The sequence below is a fragment of the Streptococcus sp. HMSC073A12 genome (assembly GCF_001812815.1).
GTDB classification, from domain to species: Bacteria; Bacillota; Bacilli; order Lactobacillales; family Streptococcaceae; genus Streptococcus; species Streptococcus vaginalis.
On sequence record NZ_KV810527.1, the window covers coordinates 20,423 to 40,435 of the forward strand.

The 20,013-nt window shown below is 38.7% G+C and carries 20 protein-coding genes; 17 read left to right on the plus strand and 3 right to left on the minus strand.

The annotated features are described in order from the left end of the window. The first annotated feature begins 95 nt into the window (after positions 1-95). From HMPREF2876_RS00865 to brpA, 4 genes are all read left to right on the plus strand, one after another. On the plus strand, positions 96-1,535 hold the full coding sequence (locus tag HMPREF2876_RS00865) for an NCS2 family permease (protein ID WP_024052180.1): 1,440 nt from the start codon (positions 96-98) through the stop codon (positions 1,533-1,535). 86 nt (positions 1,536-1,621) lie between these two features. Continuing rightward, a complete protein-coding gene (gene tsaE, locus HMPREF2876_RS00870; protein WP_024052179.1) occupies positions 1,622-2,062 on the plus strand; it encodes a tRNA (adenosine(37)-N6)-threonylcarbamoyltransferase complex ATPase subunit type 1 TsaE in 441 nt (146 codons plus the stop codon). After that, the gene (locus HMPREF2876_RS00875; protein WP_024052178.1) at positions 2,055-2,576 is read left to right on the plus strand and encodes a GNAT family N-acetyltransferase; all 522 of its coding nucleotides are present in this window, start codon (positions 2,055-2,057) and stop codon (positions 2,574-2,576) included. The genes tsaE and HMPREF2876_RS00875 overlap by 8 nt, the downstream gene beginning before the upstream one ends. Positions 2,577-2,583: 7 nt before the next feature. Continuing rightward, on the plus strand, positions 2,584-3,699 hold the full coding sequence (gene brpA / locus HMPREF2876_RS00880; protein ID WP_070241538.1) for a glycopolymer--peptidoglycan transferase LytR: 1,116 nt from the start codon (positions 2,584-2,586) through the stop codon (positions 3,697-3,699). Between the two features lie 46 nt (positions 3,700-3,745). On the opposite strand, the gene HMPREF2876_RS00885 is transcribed toward brpA, so the two are convergent. Together HMPREF2876_RS00885 and HMPREF2876_RS00890 are read right to left on the minus strand one after the other, a co-directional pair. Then, on the minus strand, positions 3,746-4,033 hold the full coding sequence (locus HMPREF2876_RS00885; RefSeq protein ID WP_024052176.1) for a hypothetical protein: 288 nt from the start codon (positions 4,031-4,033) through the stop codon (positions 3,746-3,748). Between the two features lie 9 nt (positions 4,034-4,042). Next, a complete protein-coding gene (locus HMPREF2876_RS00890; RefSeq protein ID WP_024052175.1) occupies positions 4,043-4,453 on the minus strand; it encodes an HIT family protein in 411 nt (136 codons plus the stop codon). Between the two features lie 68 nt (positions 4,454-4,521). On the opposite strand from HMPREF2876_RS00890, the gene HMPREF2876_RS00895 reads away from it, so the two are divergent. The 12 genes from HMPREF2876_RS00895 (at position 4,522) to HMPREF2876_RS00950 (ending at position 16,742) form a co-directional block, all read left to right on the plus strand. Next, positions 4,522-5,253, plus strand: a complete 732-nt coding sequence (locus tag HMPREF2876_RS00895; protein WP_024052174.1) for an ABC transporter ATP-binding protein — start codon at positions 4,522-4,524, stop codon at positions 5,251-5,253. Then, entirely contained in the window at positions 5,250-6,296 is a 1,047-nt protein-coding gene (locus HMPREF2876_RS00900) for an ABC transporter permease (protein WP_024052173.1), read from the plus strand. The genes HMPREF2876_RS00895 and HMPREF2876_RS00900 overlap by 4 nt, the downstream gene beginning before the upstream one ends. A 50-nt stretch (positions 6,297-6,346) precedes the next feature. After that, positions 6,347-7,144 (plus strand): cell cycle regulator CcrZ, encoded by a 798-nt coding sequence (gene ccrZ / locus HMPREF2876_RS00905; protein WP_024052172.1) that lies wholly within the window; start codon positions 6,347-6,349, stop codon positions 7,142-7,144. Next, the gene (gene trmB, locus HMPREF2876_RS00910) at positions 7,141-7,776 is read left to right on the plus strand and encodes a tRNA (guanosine(46)-N7)-methyltransferase TrmB (protein ID WP_003033795.1); all 636 of its coding nucleotides are present in this window, start codon (positions 7,141-7,143) and stop codon (positions 7,774-7,776) included. Before ccrZ ends, trmB begins: the two co-directional genes overlap by 4 nt. Before the next feature lie 620 nt (positions 7,777-8,396). After that, positions 8,397-9,086, plus strand: coding sequence for a VIT1/CCC1 transporter family protein (locus tag HMPREF2876_RS00915; RefSeq protein WP_042754037.1), 690 nt, complete (start codon positions 8,397-8,399; stop codon positions 9,084-9,086). Positions 9,087-9,336: 250 nt separating this feature from the next. After that, positions 9,337-9,825: a ribosome maturation factor RimP gene (gene rimP / locus HMPREF2876_RS00920; RefSeq protein WP_024052170.1), complete on the plus strand. Its 489-nt coding sequence runs from the start codon at positions 9,337-9,339 to the stop codon at positions 9,823-9,825. 48 nt (positions 9,826-9,873) lie between these two features. After that, positions 9,874-11,067: a transcription termination factor NusA gene (nusA, locus tag HMPREF2876_RS00925; protein ID WP_042754019.1), complete on the plus strand. Its 1,194-nt coding sequence runs from the start codon at positions 9,874-9,876 to the stop codon at positions 11,065-11,067. 12 nt (positions 11,068-11,079) lie between these two features. Further along, positions 11,080-11,376, plus strand: a complete 297-nt coding sequence (gene rnpM, locus HMPREF2876_RS00930) for an RNase P modulator RnpM (protein WP_003025961.1) — start codon at positions 11,080-11,082, stop codon at positions 11,374-11,376. After that, positions 11,369-11,668, plus strand: coding sequence for a YlxQ-related RNA-binding protein (locus tag HMPREF2876_RS00935; RefSeq protein WP_024052168.1), 300 nt, complete (start codon positions 11,369-11,371; stop codon positions 11,666-11,668). The genes rnpM and HMPREF2876_RS00935 overlap by 8 nt, the downstream gene beginning before the upstream one ends. A gap of 16 nt (positions 11,669-11,684) precedes the next feature. After that, complete coding sequence (gene infB / locus HMPREF2876_RS00940; protein ID WP_070583947.1) at positions 11,685-14,522, plus strand: translation initiation factor IF-2; 2,838 nt, start codon at positions 11,685-11,687, stop codon at positions 14,520-14,522. 80 nt (positions 14,523-14,602) lie between these two features. After that, entirely contained in the window at positions 14,603-14,953 is a 351-nt protein-coding gene (gene rbfA / locus HMPREF2876_RS00945) for a 30S ribosome-binding factor RbfA (protein WP_024052166.1), read from the plus strand. Positions 14,954-15,110: 157 nt separating this feature from the next. Next, positions 15,111-16,742 carry a Na/Pi cotransporter family protein gene (locus HMPREF2876_RS00950; protein WP_070583950.1) on the plus strand — a complete coding sequence of 544 codons (1,632 nt, stop codon included), beginning with the start codon at positions 15,111-15,113 and terminating at the stop codon, positions 16,740-16,742. 636 nt (positions 16,743-17,378) lie between these two features. On the opposite strand, the gene HMPREF2876_RS00955 is transcribed toward HMPREF2876_RS00950, so the two are convergent. Further along, complete coding sequence (locus tag HMPREF2876_RS00955) at positions 17,379-18,005, minus strand: hypothetical protein (protein ID WP_224783962.1); 627 nt, start codon at positions 18,003-18,005, stop codon at positions 17,379-17,381. Between the two features lie 585 nt (positions 18,006-18,590). Between HMPREF2876_RS00955 and nagA the strand changes: the two genes are divergently transcribed. Beyond that, positions 18,591-19,745, plus strand: coding sequence for an N-acetylglucosamine-6-phosphate deacetylase (gene nagA, locus HMPREF2876_RS00960; RefSeq protein ID WP_024052163.1), 1,155 nt, complete (start codon positions 18,591-18,593; stop codon positions 19,743-19,745). Positions 19,746-20,013: the final 268 nt, after the last annotated feature.

A 20,013-nucleotide genomic window follows, 5' to 3' on the forward strand; every position in this document is an offset into this window, starting at 1 on the left:
ATTAATTTGTTTATTTTTAAAACTTCTATTGAAATCGTGAATATTTTGTGATATTATATCCACTATCGTTCGTAAAATTTAAGGAGATTTTAAAAATGGACAAGTTTTTTAAACTAAAAGAGAACGGTACGACTGTTCGTACAGAAGTTCTTGCTGGTTTAACCACTTTCTTTGCAATGAGTTATATTCTCTTTGTCAACCCTGAAATGCTTAGTCAAACAGGCATGCCAGCACAAGGTGTTTTCTTGGCGACTATCATTGGGACTGTTGCAGGGACGCTGATGATGGCTGTATATGCCAACATTCCTTACGCTCAGGCGCCTGGTATGGGACTGAATGCTTTCTTTACTTATACCGTTGTGTTTGCACTGGGGTATACTTGGCAAGAAGCACTTGCCATGGTTTTCCTTTGTGGGATTATCAGCATTATTGTTACGCTAACCAAAGTTCGTACAATTATTATTCATGCAATTCCAGAAAGTTTAAAATATGCTATTTCTGGTGGGATTGGGATTTTTCTAGCTTACATTGGAGTTAAAAAAGCTGGACTTTTAAAATTCTCAATTGATCCGGGAACTTATAGCGTTACAGGAAAAGGTGCTGATAAGGCACAAGCAGCTATTACAGCCAATGGAATGGCAACGCCGGGCTTGGTAGATTTTAACAACCCAGCTGTTCTTGTAGCTTTGTTTGGAATTTTCATCACCATTTTCTTTGTTCTCAAACGCATTCGCGGAGGGATTGTTCTCTCCATTGCAGCAACAACAATCCTAGCCATTTTGGTAGGGGTCGTAGACCTTTCAAAGATCAATTTTGCTTCCAATAATATCGGTGCTGCTGTTCAGGATTTAGGAAAGATTTTTGGTGCGGCACTAGGTAAAGATGGCTTGTTGGCTTTGTTTGCAAAACCAGCTCGCCTTCCAGAAGTGCTTCTAGCTATTTTGGCCTTTTCATTAACAGATATTTTTGATAATATTGGAACTTTGATTAGTACAGGGCGCAAAGCGGGCATCTTTAACATTGCAGATGAAGAAGCTGCTAAAGATTCGTCTGGCCTTCAAACTAAAATGGATAAGGCATTATTTTCAGACATGGTTGGTACAACGATTGGTGCGATTGCAGGAACTTCAAATGTTACGACTTATGTAGAAAGTGCAGCTGGAATTGAAGCGGGCGGTCGTACTGGCTTGACAGCGCTTGTCGTTGCGGCTTTGTTTGCTGTGTCAAGTTTCTTTAGTCCACTTCTTGCTATTGTACCAACAGTAGCGGTAGCCCCTATTCTTATCATTGTGGGAATTATGATGCTTTCCAGCATGAAAGATATCGAATGGGATGATTTGTCAGAAGCAGTACCAGCGTTCTTCACATCTATTTTTATGGGCTTTACTTATAGTATTACTCATGGTATTGCCGTAGGATTCATCATGTATACTTTTGTGAAAATCATCAAAGGTGAAGCCAAGGAAGTCCACCCTATTATCTGGGTATTGGATGCTTTATTTATCCTAAACTTTATTAGTCTAGCTTTGGCTTAATGATTGGGAAATAGCTAGTTCTTTGGAACTAGCTTTTCTTTTGTCAAATTTTAGCAGAAACAGAAAAATTTTGATATAATAGTAGAATGTTTAGCCATAATGAAGATGAGTTGATGGCGTGGGGCGAGAAATTGGGTGCTTTACTCCAAAAACAAGATGTGTTGATTTTAACGGGTGACTTGGGTGCTGGGAAAACAACCTTCACCAAAGGTTTAGCGCGTGGACTGGGTATCAAACAAATGATCAAAAGTCCGACCTACACTATTGTACGAGAATATGACGGACGCCTGCCGCTTTATCATTTGGACGTTTATCGCATTGGGGAAGATCCAGATTCTATTGATTTAGACGATTTTCTCTTTGGAGATGGAGTGACGGTTATTGAATGGGGCGAATTGTTGGGAGATAGTTTGCCAAGTGACTATCTCAAATTGACAATTTTAAGAAAAAATGATGGTCGAGAATTGGTCTTTGATGCAAAAGGACATCGAGCTGAGAAACTGCTTGAGGAATTTGTCAATGGCTGAGTTAGAGCTAGTTATAAGAGAAGCAGAACCTCAAGACGCCAAATCTTTAATTGATTTTCTTAATCAAGTTGGAAAAGAATCAGATTACATGACATTAGATGACGCAGGGATTTTGATGACAGAAGAGCAGATGAGCTCTTTCATTCAACATCAAGCCGCGTCAGATAACCAGATTTATCTAATTGCACTATTAGATAATGAAATTGCTGGGCTTGTGAGCATTACAGCTGATTTTCATGAGCGAATTCGTCATATCGGGCAGGTCTTTATCGTGGTTAAAAGAGCATTTTGGAATCAAGGCTTAGGGAAATTTCTTCTAGAAGAAGCGATAGACTGGGCAGAGAATTCTGAAGTGATTCGACGATTAGAATTGACCGTACAAGTCAGAAATGAGCGGGCGGTTCATTTGTATCAAGCGTTTGGGTTTGAGATTGAGGGCATTCAAAAAAGAGGAGCCTATCTTTCAGAAGGGAAATTTCTTGATGTTTACCTAATGGGAAAACTGATAGATTAGAATAAATATGTTTAAAAAAATTATCTTAATGTTTTTGAGCTTGTGTCTTGTAACGGTTGCAGGACTAGGCGTTTATGGATTTACGATTTATAACCAATCAACAGATGCTTTGTCTAAGACTTATAAAAGCTTTGGGAAAGAAACAAATGTGATTGCCGCTACCAAACCTTTGACCTTGCTTTTGATGGGGGTAGATACAGGTAGTGGATCACGCTCAGATCGGTGGGCTGGAAATAGTGATTCCATGATTCTCGTAACAGTTAATCCTAAGACAAAAAAAACGACAATGATGAGTTTGGAAAGGGATATTCTTACCAAAATTAAAACCGCTGATGGGACAACGCAAGCAAAGCTTAATGCGGCTTATGCAAATGGTGGAGCTGATTTAGCTATTTCCACAGTGCAAAAGATGATGAATATTCACATTGACCGCTCTGTGCTTATCAATATGAAAGGTCTGGTACAATTAGTTGATGCTGTTGGGGGCATTACGGTCAATAACACCCTTGGTTTTCCTATCTCGATTGAAGAAAACGAGCCAGAATATAAAGCAGTTGTTGAACCAGGGGAACAACATATCAATGGTGATCAAGCACTGGTCTATTCTCGCATGCGTTATCAAGATCCGGAAGGGGATTATGGACGTCAAAAGCGCCAACGTGAAGTGATTCAAAAAGTAGTCCAAAAAGTGCTGAGCTTAAACAGTGTCAGCCACTATCAAGCAATTTTAAAAGCTGTTAGCAACAATATGCAGACCAATGTAGAGTTGTCTTCTGGCAGTATTCCGCAATTATTAGGTTACCAAGATGCTTTTAAAAATATTGAAAGTAAGCAATTGAAAGGTGAGGGTGCCACTTTACCAGACGGTGGATCTTACCAAATCGTAACTTCGGAGCATATGTTGGAAATGCAAAATGTTCTGAGAAAATCGCTTGGCTTGGACGAAGTGACTGAATTGGAAACCAATGCGGTTTTATATGAAGAATTGTATGGCAGTGCTGCTCCTAGTTCCGGTCAGTCAGGAAATGACGCAACAACTGGTGCTGCTGATTTTTCTGCGTATTCAAGCAATCCTTATGGAACAGATCAAAATGGACAGTATTATGGTCAATACGGACAATGACATAATAAAAAAGAATTTAGCGTGTGTCTAAATTCTTTTTAACTTCTTAGTTGATGTGAGCCTTCCAGATATCTTGAATTTGCTGAAGTCGAGCAGTAGAGTCTTGCTCAAAAAGTTTGAATTGGTAAGTCAAATCCTGTGAAATTGTTTGGAGATTGTCTTTTTGCTCTTGAACGACTTGGAGATTTCGTTGAATATTTTGTAGATTGTCTTGAATCCTGTCCATTAGCTCATAACTTTCAACAGCCTCGTTCATGAGTTTTTCTCTATTTTTAACAAGGAAAAAGCTGGCTGCAGCTGCACCGGTGAATAATAATAGATTACTAAGTTTCATGGTTTCTCCTTATGCTTTTGAAATTTTTTCGGCTAATTCTGCAAGAGCAGGGAAGTTTGGTTCGTGCGCCACGAAAGTCAGTTTTAAATCATCATTTTCTGTATAGCGTGGTGCTAAATGGACATGTGTATGGAAGACAGATTGACCGGCAATTTCTTCGTTGTTATTGATGATATTCATCCCCTTTGCACCAGTAGCCTTCATCACTTTACGAGCAATATCTGGAATACGTACAAAGAGTTGACTGGCAGCTTCACCGTCCATTTCAAGCATGTTGCGGAAATGTTTTTTAGGGACAACCAAGGTATGTCCGAGCGTTACTTGTGAGACGTCTAAAAATGCTAGAATTACATCGTCTTCATATACTTTAGAAGCTGGAATTTCTCCTGCAATAATCTTACAAAAAATGCAATCTGCCATCAAATTTACCTCTACTTTGTTAGATTTTGTTATAATATAAGAACATTATACCAGAATTTGGAGAAAATATGTTAGAAATAAAAGGGCTTATAGGGGGCTATGTGAATATCCCTGTTTTAAAAGACATCAGTTTCACAGTAGGAAATGGGGAACTGGTGGGGTTGATTGGTTTGAATGGTGCGGGTAAATCCACTACAATCAATGAAATTATCGGACTTTTAACTCCTTATAAAGGTGAAATTTTAATTGACGGTGCCAAACTGCAAGATAGTCCTACGGCTTATCGTAAGAAAATTGGTTTTATTCCGGAAACACCTAGTTTGTATGAGGAATTAACGCTGCGCGAGCATATTGAAACGGTTGCTATGGCTTATGATGTGGAGCAAAAGGTGGCTTTTGCACGCGTGGAAAAATTATTGACGATGTTTCGCTTGAAAGAAAAATTAGATTGGTTTCCGGTGCATTTTTCTAAGGGGATGAAGCAAAAAGTCATGATTATCTGTGCATTTGTGGTTGACCCCAGCCTTTTTATCGTTGATGAACCATTTTTAGGACTTGATCCAGTTGCCATTGCTGACTTGATAGAGCTTTTGGAGGATGAAAAGGTAAAAGGCAAGTCAATTCTTATGAGTACGCATGTGCTGGATTCGGCAGAAAAGATGTGTGATTCATTCGTGATATTGCATAAGGGAGAAATCCGAGCTAAAGGCAATTTAGCAGAATTACGAGCAGAATTTGCCATGCCAGAAGCTAGTCTCAATGACATTTATCTAGTTTTGACAGAAGAGGCGAGCTTATGAGAAATCTGTTTCAAAAGCGCAGGCAAGTATTTCGCAATCAATGTTTGAAGTATTCACGCTATGTTTTTAATGACCATTTTGTCCTCTTTTTATTGGTCTTTATTGGCTTTTTAGCTGTTCAATACAGTCAACTGTTACGAAATTTTCCTAAAAATCACCTGCCAATCATTCTTGCTTTAGTGGTTCTTTTGTTCTTATTATTGCCTTTGGGACGAATCGCGACTTATATGGAAAAACCAGATAGTCTGTTTTTATTGGTCAAAGAAGAGGAATTAAAAAGCTACCTACAAGAACAAACGCGTTTATCTTATCGATTATGGGTCTTGCTTCAAACCGTTGTGTTGTTACTATTAGTACCGCTTTTTCTTGCCTTAGGCATGCCGCTTTGGGGCTGGTTTATTCTTGTTTTTCTTATGTTGATAGCAAAATGGTTCGTATTTTTGCAGAAAAGTCAAAAATTTTACCAAGGTGCAGGGGTGAATTGGAGTTATCTCATTGCTTATGAAGAAAGACGTAAGCAGACAATCCTACGTTTCTTTGCTCTCTTTACCAATGTCAAAGGAATTTCTAATAGTGTGAAACGCCGTGCGTATCTTGATGGTTTGACAAATATTCTACCCAAAAGACAGTCAACTACTTGGCAAAATATATATTTGCGTTCTTATTTACGAAATGGTGATTTTCTGGCCTTGACTATACGGTTGCTGTTTCTGTCTCTTTTGGGAATTGGCTTTATCAGTCAATCATGGATTGCGGCTATTTTCGTGGCTTTGTTGAATTATCTCTTGCTATTTCAGTTGACAGCCTTGTACAATGCTTTTGATTATCAATATTTGACGTTCTTATTTCCTTTGGAAACTGGATTGAAATTAAAAGGAGTGAAACAAGTGATTATTCTTATTGGCTACAGCGTGCTTTTTGTGGAAACAATGATGGCTTTGTTGTTTTTCCAAGATAGAGTAGCTTTGCTTTTTATGATTGGAATTACATTGCTACTTTATTTCATCTATTTACCATTTAAATTAAGAAGTTTGGTTGACTAAAGGAAGTAAAATTAGTAAAATAGATAGGAAACTTTTTACGGAGGGGAATAATGGACTTGGTTGATAATGAGCTAACTCTGACGCCGATTGCAGGCAAGAGTGGAAAAGCCTACATGGGCACCTATCCAGATGGGGTGCGCGTTTTCGTCAAGATGAATACAACCCCAATCTTAGTAGGTTTAGCTAGAGAACAAATTGCACCACAACTATTGTGGAGTCGTCGCATGGCAGATGGCAACGTTATGAGTGCGCAAGAGTGGCTGTCAGGAAAGATCTTGACACCAGCTGAAATGGACAAAAAGCAAATTGTAAATATTTTGACACGGCTGCATCGTTCACGTCCTTTGATGACACAGTTGCGTCGGTTGGGTTATGCTTTGGAGACGCCAGCAGATTTATTGGAATCTTGGTTAGAACATGCACCATTGGCAATTGGAAATAATCATTACTTGCGGTCGGTTTTAAATGATATGCGTAGTCATTTACCACAATTTCGCGAGGATTATGCAACAATTGTGCATGGCGATGTGCGTCATAGTAACTGGATTGAGACAGATAGTGGATTGGTGTATTTAGTAGATTGGGATTCTGTTCGATTGACAGATCGTATGTTTGATGTGGCTCATATATTAAGCCATTATATTCCAGAGGTGCGTTGGAAAGAATGGTTGACCTACTATGGCTATCGGTATAATGAAACGGTATTGAAAAAATTGTACTGGTATGGTCAGTATGCTTACCTATGTCAGATTGCTAAGTATTATGAAAATGCAGACTTGGAAAATGTGAATCGGGAGATTTATGCACTACGTAACTTCCGTTCAAAATACGGGAAAAAGGTGTCATGAGAGTTAGAAATCGTAAAGGGGCGACGGAATTACTAGAAGCAAACCCACAATATGTAATTTTAAATCCTGCTGAAGCAAAGGGCAAGTGGCATGAGATTTTTGGGAATAAGCACCCCATTCATATTGAAGTGGGAAGTGGAAAGGGTGCGTTTGTTTCAGAAATGGCAAAAGCTCATCCAGAAATTAACTATATCGGAATTGATATTCAAAAATCCGTTTTGAGTTACGCCTTGGATAAGGTTTTAGCAACTGATGTTCCCAATATCAAGCTCCTTTGGGTAGATGGTTCTGATTTGACCAACTACTTTGAAAATGGAGAGATTGATCGTTTGTATCTGAATTTTTCTGATCCTTGGCCCAAGAAACGCCATGAAAAACGGCGCTTGACCTACAAATCTTTTCTCGATACCTTTAAGCAAATTTTACCAGAACATGGTGAGATTCATTTCAAAACAGATAATCGTGGTCTTTTTGAATATAGCTTAGTGAGCTTTTCTCAATACGGGATGAAACTAAATGGTGTTTGGTTAGATTTACACGCGAGCGACTTTGAAGATAATGTGCTGACAGAGTACGAGAAAAAATTTGTCAACAAAGGTCAAGTCATCTATCGGGTTGAGGCAGAGTTTTAAGGTGAAATAGATAATTGAAAGAGGCTGGGCAAAAAGTGTCCCAGCTTCTATCAGATTTAGTAATAAAGGAATAACGCAGTAGGTGATTGGGCTCTTCATTCGCTGTTCAAGCTCGGAAGAGCACTTTTGGCGAAAACTTCGTTTTCTTCATCTACAACCTTAAACAGCTTGATAACTGTTTAAGCACTCTTGCGGGGGTGGGACTACGAACTAAAAATTTTCAATTTTTAGTTCTGTCCCACTCCCTTTTCTGATTTTCAGGAGAAAAGATTGCTAAAAGACAAAAGGAACAAAAGAATGTCTCAAGCGACAAAATGAACGTTAGAAGCTTCATTTAAACATTTTGTTATAAAAACTATTAACAAAATTTACGATTCAGGACATTGTAGAAGATTGTGGTATCAATCGGATGACCTTTTATCATACATATATATGTGTGTGATTTGGTAGAATGGTCTTGTTTTGAGCTTGCTAAAAAGTAAAACGTTGCTGTCCAAGTAGCTGTTCAAGAAATTTTATTAAATAGTAGAACTTTTCTCATTTTGTTCTTTTCTCTTGTGCTTGATTAAGTTTTTATTTATAATAATTCTAAATAAAGTAAAAAGAGAAGGTTGACGATGATGAGAGAACAAGAAATTGATAAGAATTTTAGCGGTCGGCTTAATATTTTGCGAGCTGGAGTATTGGGGGCCAATGATGGTATTATTTCTATCGCGGGTGTGGTAATAGGGGTAGCAAGTGCAACAGAAAGTATTTGGATTATCTTTCTTTCTGGGTTAGCAGCAGTCTTTGCGGGAGCTTTTTCCATGGCAGGTGGTGAATATGTATCTGTCTCCACTCAAAAGGATACGGAGGAGGCCGCAGTTGTCAAAGAGCGAGATCTTTTAATGAAAAATCCAGATATTGCTAGGCAGTCGCTCTATGCAGCTTATATCCAGAATGGCGAGTGTGAGACTTCTGCCCAGCTTTTAACCAATCGAGCTTTTTTAAAGGATCCTCTCAAAGCTTTGGTAGCGGAAAAGTATGGTATTGAAGTGGAAGAATTTACTAATCCTTGGCATGCAGCAATCTCCAGCTTTATCGCTTTTGTAGCAGGAGCTATCTTTCCCATGCTGAGCATTGTCTTCTTTTCTGCTAGTTATAGAATTCCGGCGACAGTAGTCATCGTTGCTTTATCGCTATTGGGAACGGGATACACTAGTGCCAAGTTAGGAAAAGCACCGATAAAAAATGCCATGATTCGAAACTTAGTCATTGGACTTTTGACTATGACAGTAACTTATCTTGTAGGTCAATTATTTGCTATTTAATTTCGAAATAAAAAACCTTTATGAGGAGTGATTTTGATTGTAGATTATTCTATTTGACTTTATAGTCAATTCTTTTTAGAATTATCTGTCAACCACAATGCTGAAATCAATCAATTTTCTTACGATTGATAAGTATAATAGCATCAAATAAAATACAAGAATAAATTTTCTTGTATTTTCCTTTTTCTTATGCTATAATGTAGATAATGAATATGAAAGAGAGGCGAGGAAATATCTTCGCCTCTTATCTGTGAGGAGGTGTAGTCTTATCACAACGATTGTCAAATTAGTAAAAGAAGTTGTTGAACCAGTCGTTCAAGAACCGTATGAATTAGTGGATATTGAGTACGGTAAGATGGGGAGCGACCATGTTCTTAGTATTTTTGTAGATAAGCCGGGAGGAATTACTGTAAATGATACGGCAGAATTGACGGACATCATCAGTCCACTTTTAGATATGATTAAGCCGGATCCCTTTCCTGAGCAGTATTTTCTTGAAGTAACTAGCCCAGGGTTGGAACGTCCGCTGAAAACGAAAGAACAATTAGCAGATGCAGTTGGGCAATATATCCATGTTAGTCTGTATCAGGCAGTTGATAAAAGTAAAACCTTTGAAGGAACATTGCTTTCTTTTGAGGAAGATCATTTAACAATGGAATATATGGATAAGACGCGTAAGAAAGTTGTTCAAATTCCTTACAAGCTAGTATCCAAAGCAAGATTAGCAGTAAAATTTTAGTAAGAAAAAAGAAAGGATTGCTTTTGTTTTTACAAAAGCGAAAAAGACATGAGTAAAGAAATGCTAGAGGCCTTCCGCATTTTGGAAGAAGATAAAGGGATTAAAAAAGAAGACATTATCGAAGCAGTGACAGAATCCTTGCGCTCCGCTTATCGTCGCCGTTATGGTCAAGCAGATAGCGCAGCCATTGAATTTAACGAAAAAACAGGAGATTTTCGTGTCTATACAGTTCGTGAAGTGGTGGACGAAGTTTTTGATAGCCGTTTGGAAATCAGCTTAAAAGATGCTCTTGCCATTAGCTCAGCTTATGAGCTTGGTGATAAAATCAAATTTGAAGAAGCGCCGGCTGAATTTGGTCGGGTAGCAGCTCAATCTGCTAAGCAAACAATTATGGAAAAGATGCGCAAGCAAACGCGGGCGATTACTTACAATAAGTACAAAGAGCATGAAAATGAAATCATGTCAGGAACAGTCGAACGTTTTGACAATCGTTTCATCTATGTCAATCTTGGCAGCATTGAAGCGCAGTTGTCTAAACAAGACCAAATTCCTGGAGAAGTCTTTGCTTCACACGACCGCATTGAAGTTTTTGTTTATAAGGTTGAGGACAATCCTCGCGGTGTGAATGTTTTTGTTAGCCGTAGTCATCCAGAGATGATCAAACGCTTGATGGAGCAAGAAATTCCTGAAGTTTATGACGGAACGGTTGAAATCATGAGCGTTTCTCGTGAAGCAGGTGATCGAACCAAGGTTGCGGTACGCAGTCACAACCCAAATGTAGATGCAATTGGTACAATCGTTGGACGTGGTGGCGCAAACATCAAGAAAATCACTAGCAAGTTTCATCCTGCTAAGTATGATGCAAAATCATACCGTATGATTCCTATTGAAGAAAACATCGATGTGATTGAATGGGTAGCAGATCCTGCTGAATTCATCTACAATGCGATTGCTCCGGCAGAAGTGGATCAAGTCATCTTTGACAGTCAAGATAGCAAGCATGCTCTTGTCGTTGTGCCAGATAACAAATTGTCTCTTGCAATCGGTCGTCGCGGACAAAACGTACGCTTGGCAGCTCATTTGACAGGTTACAGAATTGACATCAAATCTGCAAGTGAATTTGAAGCTATGGAAGAAGCTGGTGAACTCGGCGGATTTGCTGAAGAAGTAGAAGAATTTACAGCAGTTGAAAGTCCTGTAGAAACAGAATTTGTGGAAAGTGAAGTTGAAGCAGCAGACTAAAGGAGGGAAAGAATGGCAAAAACAAGAAAAATCCCTTTACGAAAATCAGTAGTTTCTAACGAAATCATTGACAAGCGTGATTTACTCCGCATTGTCAAAAACAAAGAAGGTCAAATTTTCATTGATCCGACAGGTAAGGCGAACGGACGTGGAGCTTATATCAAACTTGATAATGAAGAAGCGCTTCAAGCTAAGCAAAAACGAGTCTTTAATCGCAGTTTCAATATGGAAGTGGAAGACGATTTTTACGATGAACTGATTGCTTATGTGGATCACAAGGTCAAAAGAAGAGAGTTAGGTCTTGAATAAGCAAAAACTAGCAAATTTACTTGGCTTAGCACAACGAGCAGGTCGCATCATATCGGGTGAAGAATTGGTTGTTAAGGCTATACAAGATAGGAAAGCAAAGTTGGTCTTTTTAGCCAACGATGCTGCTCCAAATTTGACTAAGAAAATTACTGATAAAAGTCATTATTACAAAGTAGAAGTATCAACCGTGTTTTCAACACTGGAATTAAGCACCGCAGTAGGCAAGGCAAGAAAAGTGCTTGCCATCACTGATGCTGGATTTACAAAGAAAATGAGGTCTCTTATGGAATAGAAGAGGAGGACAAGATTTGTCTAAAGTAAGATTGTACGAAATCGCGAAAGAACTGGGAAAAGAAAGCAAGGAAATTGTGGCGCGTGCAAAAGAGCTTGGTATTGAGGTAAAAAGTCATGCCAGCAGCGTGGAAAGTGAAATAGCAACACGTATAACAGCTAGCTTTTCTCAAGCAGCAGCTCCTAAAAAAGAAACGACTCAAAAGCCGACTCAATCGTTGCCTAAAGAGCAAGCGTCAGCTCCAACGGCAGTGAAAGAAACGACCGAGGCTGAGAAGAAAGTAGAGCCGAAGGCAGTAGCTCCAACGCAAAAGTCGGAAGTGGAAGCGAAGTCGGCGTCTGCAAAACCAAAAAGTCGTAATTTTAAGGCTGAACGAGAGGCAAGAGCGAAAGAACAGGCAGAACGACGAAATAAACAGCGAGACAATCGTCCGCAAAAACAACAAAATGGCGATAAACGAAATCGAGATGAACGTAATCAGCGTAATGATCGAAGCAATCAAAATCGCAATGACCGAGGAAATCGCAACGAACAACGCGACAACCGCAATCATCGAAACCAAGACAATCATCGCCAAGGGCAAAATCGTTCACATGTTGCAAATCAAAATCGCCCTCAAACGGATCAAGGGCCACGCATTGATTTTAAAGCACGTGCAGCAGCTCTGAAAGCTGAACAAAATGCTGAATACGCTCGTGGTAGTGAAGAACGTTTCAAACAAGCTCAGGCTGCGAAAGCAGCTCAACGCGAGCAGAATAAACGGAAAGAACCTGTAGAAGAATTATTTCAAGCAGCAGCTACTATCGTGGAAGCAACAAAGCCAGCTCCACAGCCCCAAGTTGCTCCTGAAGCGAGTCAAACTCCCGCAGTTGACACTCGTCGTAAAAAACAAGCCCGGCCAGACAAGAAGCGCGATGACTTTGATCGTGAAGAAGATGGTCCAAGAAAACAACAAAAGAATCGAAGCAGTCAAAATCAAGTGAGAAATCAAAAAAATAGTAATTGGAATCATAACAAGAAAAATAAAAAAGGCAAGAATAATCGGAACAATAACCAAACTCCAAAACCGGTTACAGAACGCAAGTTCCATGAATTGCCAAAAGAATTTGAATATACAGAAGGCATGACCGTTGCAGAAATTGCAAAACGGATTAAACGTGAACCAGCCGAAATTGTCAAGAAACTCTTTATGATGGGGGTTATGGCAACGCAGAATCAATCGTTGGACGGCGATACTATTGAACTTCTGATGGTAGATTATGGCATTGAAGCACATGCTAAAGTTGAAGTCGATAATGCAGATATCGAACGTTTCTTTGTGGATGATGATTATCTTGATCCAGATGCCTTGGTAGAGCGTCCGCCAGTTGTGACCATCATGGGACACGTTGACCATGGGAAAACAACACTTTTGGATACCTTGCGTAATTCTCGTGTTGCTACAGGTGAAGCAGGTGGGATAACACAACATATTGGTGCTTACCAGATTGAAGAAAATGGTAAGAAAATTACCTTCCTTGATACACCAGGGCATGCGGCCTTTACTTCTATGCGGGCGCGCGGTGCTTCTGTCACAGATATTACGATTCTTGTCGTAGCAGCAGATGATGGAGTCATGCCTCAAACAATTGAAGCGATTAACCATTCAAAAGCAGCTAATGTGCCAATTATTGTAGCGATTAACAAGATTGATAAGCCAGGTGCTAATCCTGAGCGGGTTATCGGTGAATTGGCTGAATATGGCGTTATGTCAACTGCTTGGGGCGGTGATTCTGAATTTGTTGAAATCTCAGCGAAGTTCAACCAAAATATTGATGAACTGCTCGAAACCGTTCTCCTTGTAGCTGAAATTCAAGAGCTAAAAGCTGATCCAAAGGTTCGCGCAATTGGTACAGTAATCGAAGCGCGCTTGGATAAAGGAAAAGGTGCAGTTGCAACCTTGCTCGTTCAACAAGGTACTTTGAATGTGCAGGATCCAATCGTTGTCGGAAATACCTTTGGACGTGTACGTGCCATGACCAATGACCGTGGACGCCGAGTGAAAGTTGCGGGGCCATCGACACCAGTATCTATCACAGGTTTAAATGAAACACCAATGGCTGGTGACCATTTTGCCGTATATGAAGATGAAAAAGCAGCGCGTGCAGCTGGTGAAGAACGTGCAAAACGTGCTCTCATGAAACAACGTCAAGCAACGCATCGTGTTAGTTTGGAAAATCTCTTTGATACCCTTAAAGCTGGTGAAGTCAAGTCTGTCAATGTCATTATCAAAGCAGACGTGCAAGGTTCTGCCGAAGCCTTGACAGCTTCCCTTCAGAAGATTGAAGTGGAAGGTGTTAAAGTAACAATTGTTCACTCAGCAGTTGGTGCGATTAACGAATCAGATGTTACTCTTGCGGAAGCTTCCAATGCCTTTATCATTGGTTTCAATGTTCGTCCTACTCCACAAGCTCGTCAACAAGCTGAAGCGGATGACGTCGAAATGCGTCTTCACAGTATCATTTATAAAGTGATTGAAGAAGTAGAAGACGCCATGAAAGGGATGCTTGATCCAGAATTTGAAGAAAAAATTATTGGCGAAGCTGTCATTCGTGAAACCTTCAAGGTTTCTAAAGTCGGTACCATCGGCGGATTTATGGTGGTTAGCGGTAAAGTAACTCGTGATTCTAAGGTTCGTGTCATTCGTGATGGTGTTGTCATCTTTGATGGTGCGCTTGCTAGCCTCAAACATTATAAGGATGATGTGAAAGAAGTCGGAAATGGGCAAGAAGGTGGTCTTATGGTTGAGAACTACAATGACATCAAGGTAGACGACATGATTGAAGCCTACATCATGGAAGAAATCACAAGATAAGATATGAATGGAAGAGAGACAGACTATGATTTATTGAAGTCTGCCTCAACCTTTTTCTAAAGTAAGTGAAAGGAGATATCATGGCAAATCAATTTCGTGTGGATCGTGTGGGCATGGAAATCAAACGTGAAGTCAATGAAATTTTGCAAAAAAAAGTTCGTGATCCGCGTGTTCAAGGAATTACCATTACAGATGTGCAAATGTTGGGCGACTTGTCAATGGCAAAAGTATACTACACGCTGATGAGCAACCTTGCTTCTGAACAAGAAAAAGCTCAGACCGGTTTAGAAAAGGCGAAGGGAACCATCAAACGTGAATTGGGTCACAACTTGAAGATGTATAAAATTCCTGATTTGACATTTATCAAGGATGAATCGATTGAATATGGGAACAAAATTGACCAAATGATCCGCGATTTAGAACAAAAATAAAACGTGATTTTAGCTATATCAATATATTTAAAAAGAAAGGAAATTCTATTTTTCTTTCTTTTTTTGATAAAAATGCTAAAAAGGCTTGTTACTTTTACACTTATCCTTTAAAATAGAAAAGGAGATAATCCGCTACAGATTTTTCGGAGGAGAAAAGATGTCCATCAATTGGCAGCAAATTATATTTAGCTTCTTAGGCGGTTTAGGACTTTTTCTATATAGTATTCGAATGATGGGAGAAGGCTTGCAGCAGGCTGCAGGTGATCGGCTTCGTTATTTTATTGATAAATATACAAGCAATCCATTTTTTGGCGTTCTAGTTGGGATTGGTCTAACAGCTCTGATTCAATCAAGTTCGGGTGTGACAGTTATTACGGTTGGACTGGTAAGCGCTGGACTATTGACTTTGAAGCAAGCGATTGGTATTGTCATGGGAGCCAATATCGGAACGACAGTGACCTCCTTTATTATTGGTTTTAAGCTAGGTGATTATGCCTTACCCATTCTCTTTTTAGGAGCAGTCTGTCTCTTCTTTACCAAAAAGCGCTCTATCAATAATATTGGTCGTGTCTTATTTGGGGTCGGGGGGATCTTCTTTGCTTTGAATTTGATGAGTGGTGCTATGGAGCCATTGAAAAATTTAGATGCTTTTCGTGAGTATATGATAAAGTTGAGTGGAAATCCAGTTCTAGGTGTATTTGTAGGGACAGGTATTACCTTGTTGATTCAAGCCTCATCAGCAACTATTGGTATTCTACAAAATTTATATGCGAGCGGCTTGATTGAGTTAAAGGGAGCTTTGCCAGTCCTTTTTGGGGATAATATCGGGACAACGATTACAGCGATTATTGCATCATTAGGAGCCAATATTGCTGCTAAACGTGTGGCAGGTGCCCATGTCACTTTCAATGTGGTCGGTACCGTTTTATGCTTGATCGTTTTAGGTCCATTTACGAGCTTAATTCAGTGGTTTCAAGCAGCATTCCATTTAAGCCCAGAAATGACCATCGCCTTTGCTCACGGAACTTTTAATGTTACTAATACCATTATTCAATTTCCATTTATTGGCTTGTTAGCTACCTTGGTAACAAAACTGATTCCAGGTGAAGATGAAGTTGTGAAATATGAACCGCTTTATTTAGATCCGATTTTAATCAAACAAGCTCCGTCTTTGGCGCTTGGAAATGCTAAAAAAGAATTGCTTCATTTAGGACGTTATGCGATGCGTTCATTTGAGTTGGCTTATGATTATATTGTGAACAATACTGAAAAGTCAGCAGACAAGGGACACAAGGTAGAAGAAGCAATCAATAAAATTGATGAAGATCTCACACGTTACCTCATTGATTTATCTAGTGAGCCTCTTAGCCAAAAAGAAAGTGAAGTGCTGACAAATATTTTGGATTCATCTCGAGATTTAGAAAGAATCGGGGACCATGGTGAAGCGCTGATTAATTTGACTGATTATATCCGTCGGAAAAAGGTGGAATTTTCTCCAGCAGCTTTGCAAGAGTTGGAATTGATTTATAACATGACTTTGACTTTCATTAAAGAATCCCTGGCTTCTGTAGAAAATAATGACATTGAGTTGGCGGATAGCTTAGTAACTAAGCATGAAGCGATTGATAAAATGGAACGAAAGCTACGGAAAACGCACATTCATCGTCTGAATAGAGGAGAATGCTCGACACAAGCAGGCGTAAACTTTATTGATATCATCTCTCACTATACGAGAGTAGCGGATCACGCCATGAACTTGGCGGAAAAGGTCCAAGCGGAACAAATATAATCATGAGAAACAAACTGCTGGTGCAGTTTGTTTTTTTTGTACCCTACTTATCTTGCATGATCAAGTAGAAAGTTTATTAATAATGGCTCTGTGAGATCAAGTTTGGTACACAAGAAAAAGTGGAACATCTGTGCTGTAATACTAGCTTGACTTTGCTATCAATCCAATGTGATAGAGCAAATAGAGGTTGAATAGAACTTGAAAGATGTCACAGTTTATCTTTATCAAAACTTACAAACTCTAAACCAGTTCATCAAGAAGAAAAATACAAATTTCGAAATATACTTTTTATTTTTGATTAAATCTTTCTTGTAAAATTGCATTTGTTAAACTATTCGAACCTCTTATTGCTGGCTATCAGTAGATTGTGGGTATTGAATTAAAAAAAGTTTTAGTATGTTCTATAAGCCAGACTCATGTTTTTTGATGAGAATATTATTGTGATGGGGAGATTGTCATAACTAGTTTATTAAGGATGTTCGGAAACTAGTCATATAAAAAGCCAATCCTCATAAAGCGAGGAATGGCTGGTTGTTTAATTTATTATTAGAACAATATGTATTGAAAGTTAATTTAGCTGCTATGTACTGTATACATACATGATGTGAGAGAAGCTAAACATTAGCTCCTACTGAATTATTCAAAAGTAACCTTAATTGGTACTTTGGCTATGGTTTCTGTGATATCATAAATGACTTCTAAATTGCATTCTAAAACTTTTGGCTTAGTAATACTAGCTGCTTCTAAAGCATTTATTGGTAATTTAATACTACCTTCAGAAGCAGCAGAAGCTTTTAAGGTATCAGAACAAATGATAATTTTATGGTCATCACTATTAGAAATATTATTGACTTTACCATTACGAGTTTGCACTTCATATTCCTTATTGGAAGTATTTTTATAAGCTAGTTTAAGAGTATATTCATAATCATCTTTTTCCAGCCCTTTATAGGTGGCCGTAAGACCTTTGATTTCATAAATAACTGTATCAGTAGCTGTGGTAGAAAATTCAACAACTTTTGATTTTTGTTCTGCTTTTTGACTAGAACTAGTCTTGGGTACTTCAGAAGATGATGTGTTTGTTGATTTCTTATTATTACCACAAGCAGTTAAAAACAGAATAGCAAGTAAGGAAAAACAACTGTAAAGACTTTCTTTTTCATGGTACACCTCCAAAGATAAGTGTGCTAGGTGAAGACTAAAGTCATTTAAAGCTGATTTGTCTCTTCTAAATTTGAATTTGGAATCAGCTCCTTGTGACAACAATCAACACAAAATACTTTTCCCCACTTTTATTATATCATTATACAAATAATTATTCAATAAAAGATAGAACATAAATACTTAAATAAGGTAGTAACCGGAAAGTCGAATATAAACTTGATGGTTTAGGTTGAGTGCCTTAATTGATTCATTTGACAGAAATTATCTATTTAGTACTAAAAATATGAAAACAACAAGAAAAAACAAGACGACTATAAGGTTGGTCTGAATTTAATATCGAAAAATATCTAGCAAACAAGACTTGCAAATGGAATGAGTACTAGTATATATCCTAAAATAAGCAGCATCAAAGTAAGCTCTTGCCAATATGGAATTTAGATCACTCTTTTAAACGAAGTGTACTACAAGTTTGTTAAATGGACAGTATAGAAAATAGTATAAACAGTAGTGTTTATACAATCACTTAAAATCTAGCAAGATAGGTCTATACCATTTACAAAAAGAAAAGAAAGCGATATAATGAAAGAGACATAATGAACAATGCGAGAGTGATTTAAAATACCATTTACAGTTGTCTAAAGTGACAGCTTATATAAACTCTCACTGAAAGAAGGAGGTTTTATTATGCCTAAATATATTCAAGCAGATCGATTTTTCTATCCCCATGGTATCCGTCAAGGTGGCTACTTGGAAATCACAGATGGTAAATTTGGCAAATGGACGAAAGCTATTCCGGCAGGTGCGGATGTGATAGATTATACAGGTTATTCTATCGCACCGGGACTGGTGGATACCCATATTCATGGTTTTGGCGGTGTCGATGTCATGGATAACAATATCGAGGGCACCCTTCATACGATGAGTGAAGGTCTCTTGACGACGGGGGTGACTAGTTTTCTGCCAACGACTTTGACTTCAAGCTATGAACAACTCTTAGCTGTGACAGAAAATATCGGTGCTCATTATCAGGAAGCGACAGGTGCTAAGATTCGTGGCTTATATTTTGAAGGTCCGTATTTCACAGAAAAATATAAAGGAGCCCAAAATCCAATTTACATGAAAAATCCTCGAATGGATGAATTTCGTGCTTGGAAAAAAGCATCGAATGGTTTGCTCAATAAAATCGCTTTAGCTCCAGAACGAGAAGGTGTTGAAGATTTTGTTCGAACCATTACTGATGAAGGCGTAACAGTTGCACTTGGGCACTCAAATGCAACTTTTGATGAAGCTAAAGTTGCGGTAGATGCTGGCGCTAGTGTCTGGGTTCATGCCTATAATGGTATGCGTGGTCTGACTCACCGTGAGCTGGGCATGGTCGGCGCTATGTACGAGCTGCCACACACTTATGCTGAGCTGATCTGTGATGGACACCATGTGGATCCAAAGGCTTGTGACATTTTGATGAAGCAAAAAGGTCATGAACATATTGCCCTCATTACCGACTGTATGACAGCTGGTGGATTAGAAGCTGGCGATTATATGCTGGGTGAATTTCCGGTTGTAGTGGAAAATGGCACTGCTCGACTCAAATCAACAGGCAACCTAGCCGGTTCTATCTTGAAATTAAAAGATGGTCTAAAAAATGTTGTAAAATGGGGGATTGCTAATGCGCACCAAGCTGTTATGATGGCGACGCTCAATCCAGCAAAATCCGTTCATATTGATGATGTTTGTGGTCAAATCAAAGAAGGTCACGATGCGGACTTTATCGTTTTGGACAATGATTTAGAACTCGTTGCAACTTATCTTGATGGTGAAAAACGATACGAAGCTAAATAGAATCTTTTTATCTTGAAAGAGTTGGAAAACCGACTCTTTTCATTTTACTTTTTAAAATACATGTAGTTAAGAAAAGGTTTTTAAGGATTTGAATTGCAATAAGAGGCGTGATATAATGAGGTTATCTGAGTCGTATGCTCATGATTGTAGTTGGCATAACTTTTATTACTTATAGTTTTCTCGGCAGGGGAATGGCACCAACCAAGGAGAATGTCTTTAAACCCAAATCCTTGAAAAAGAAAGCTAAGAAATAGATTTTTTGTTGGAA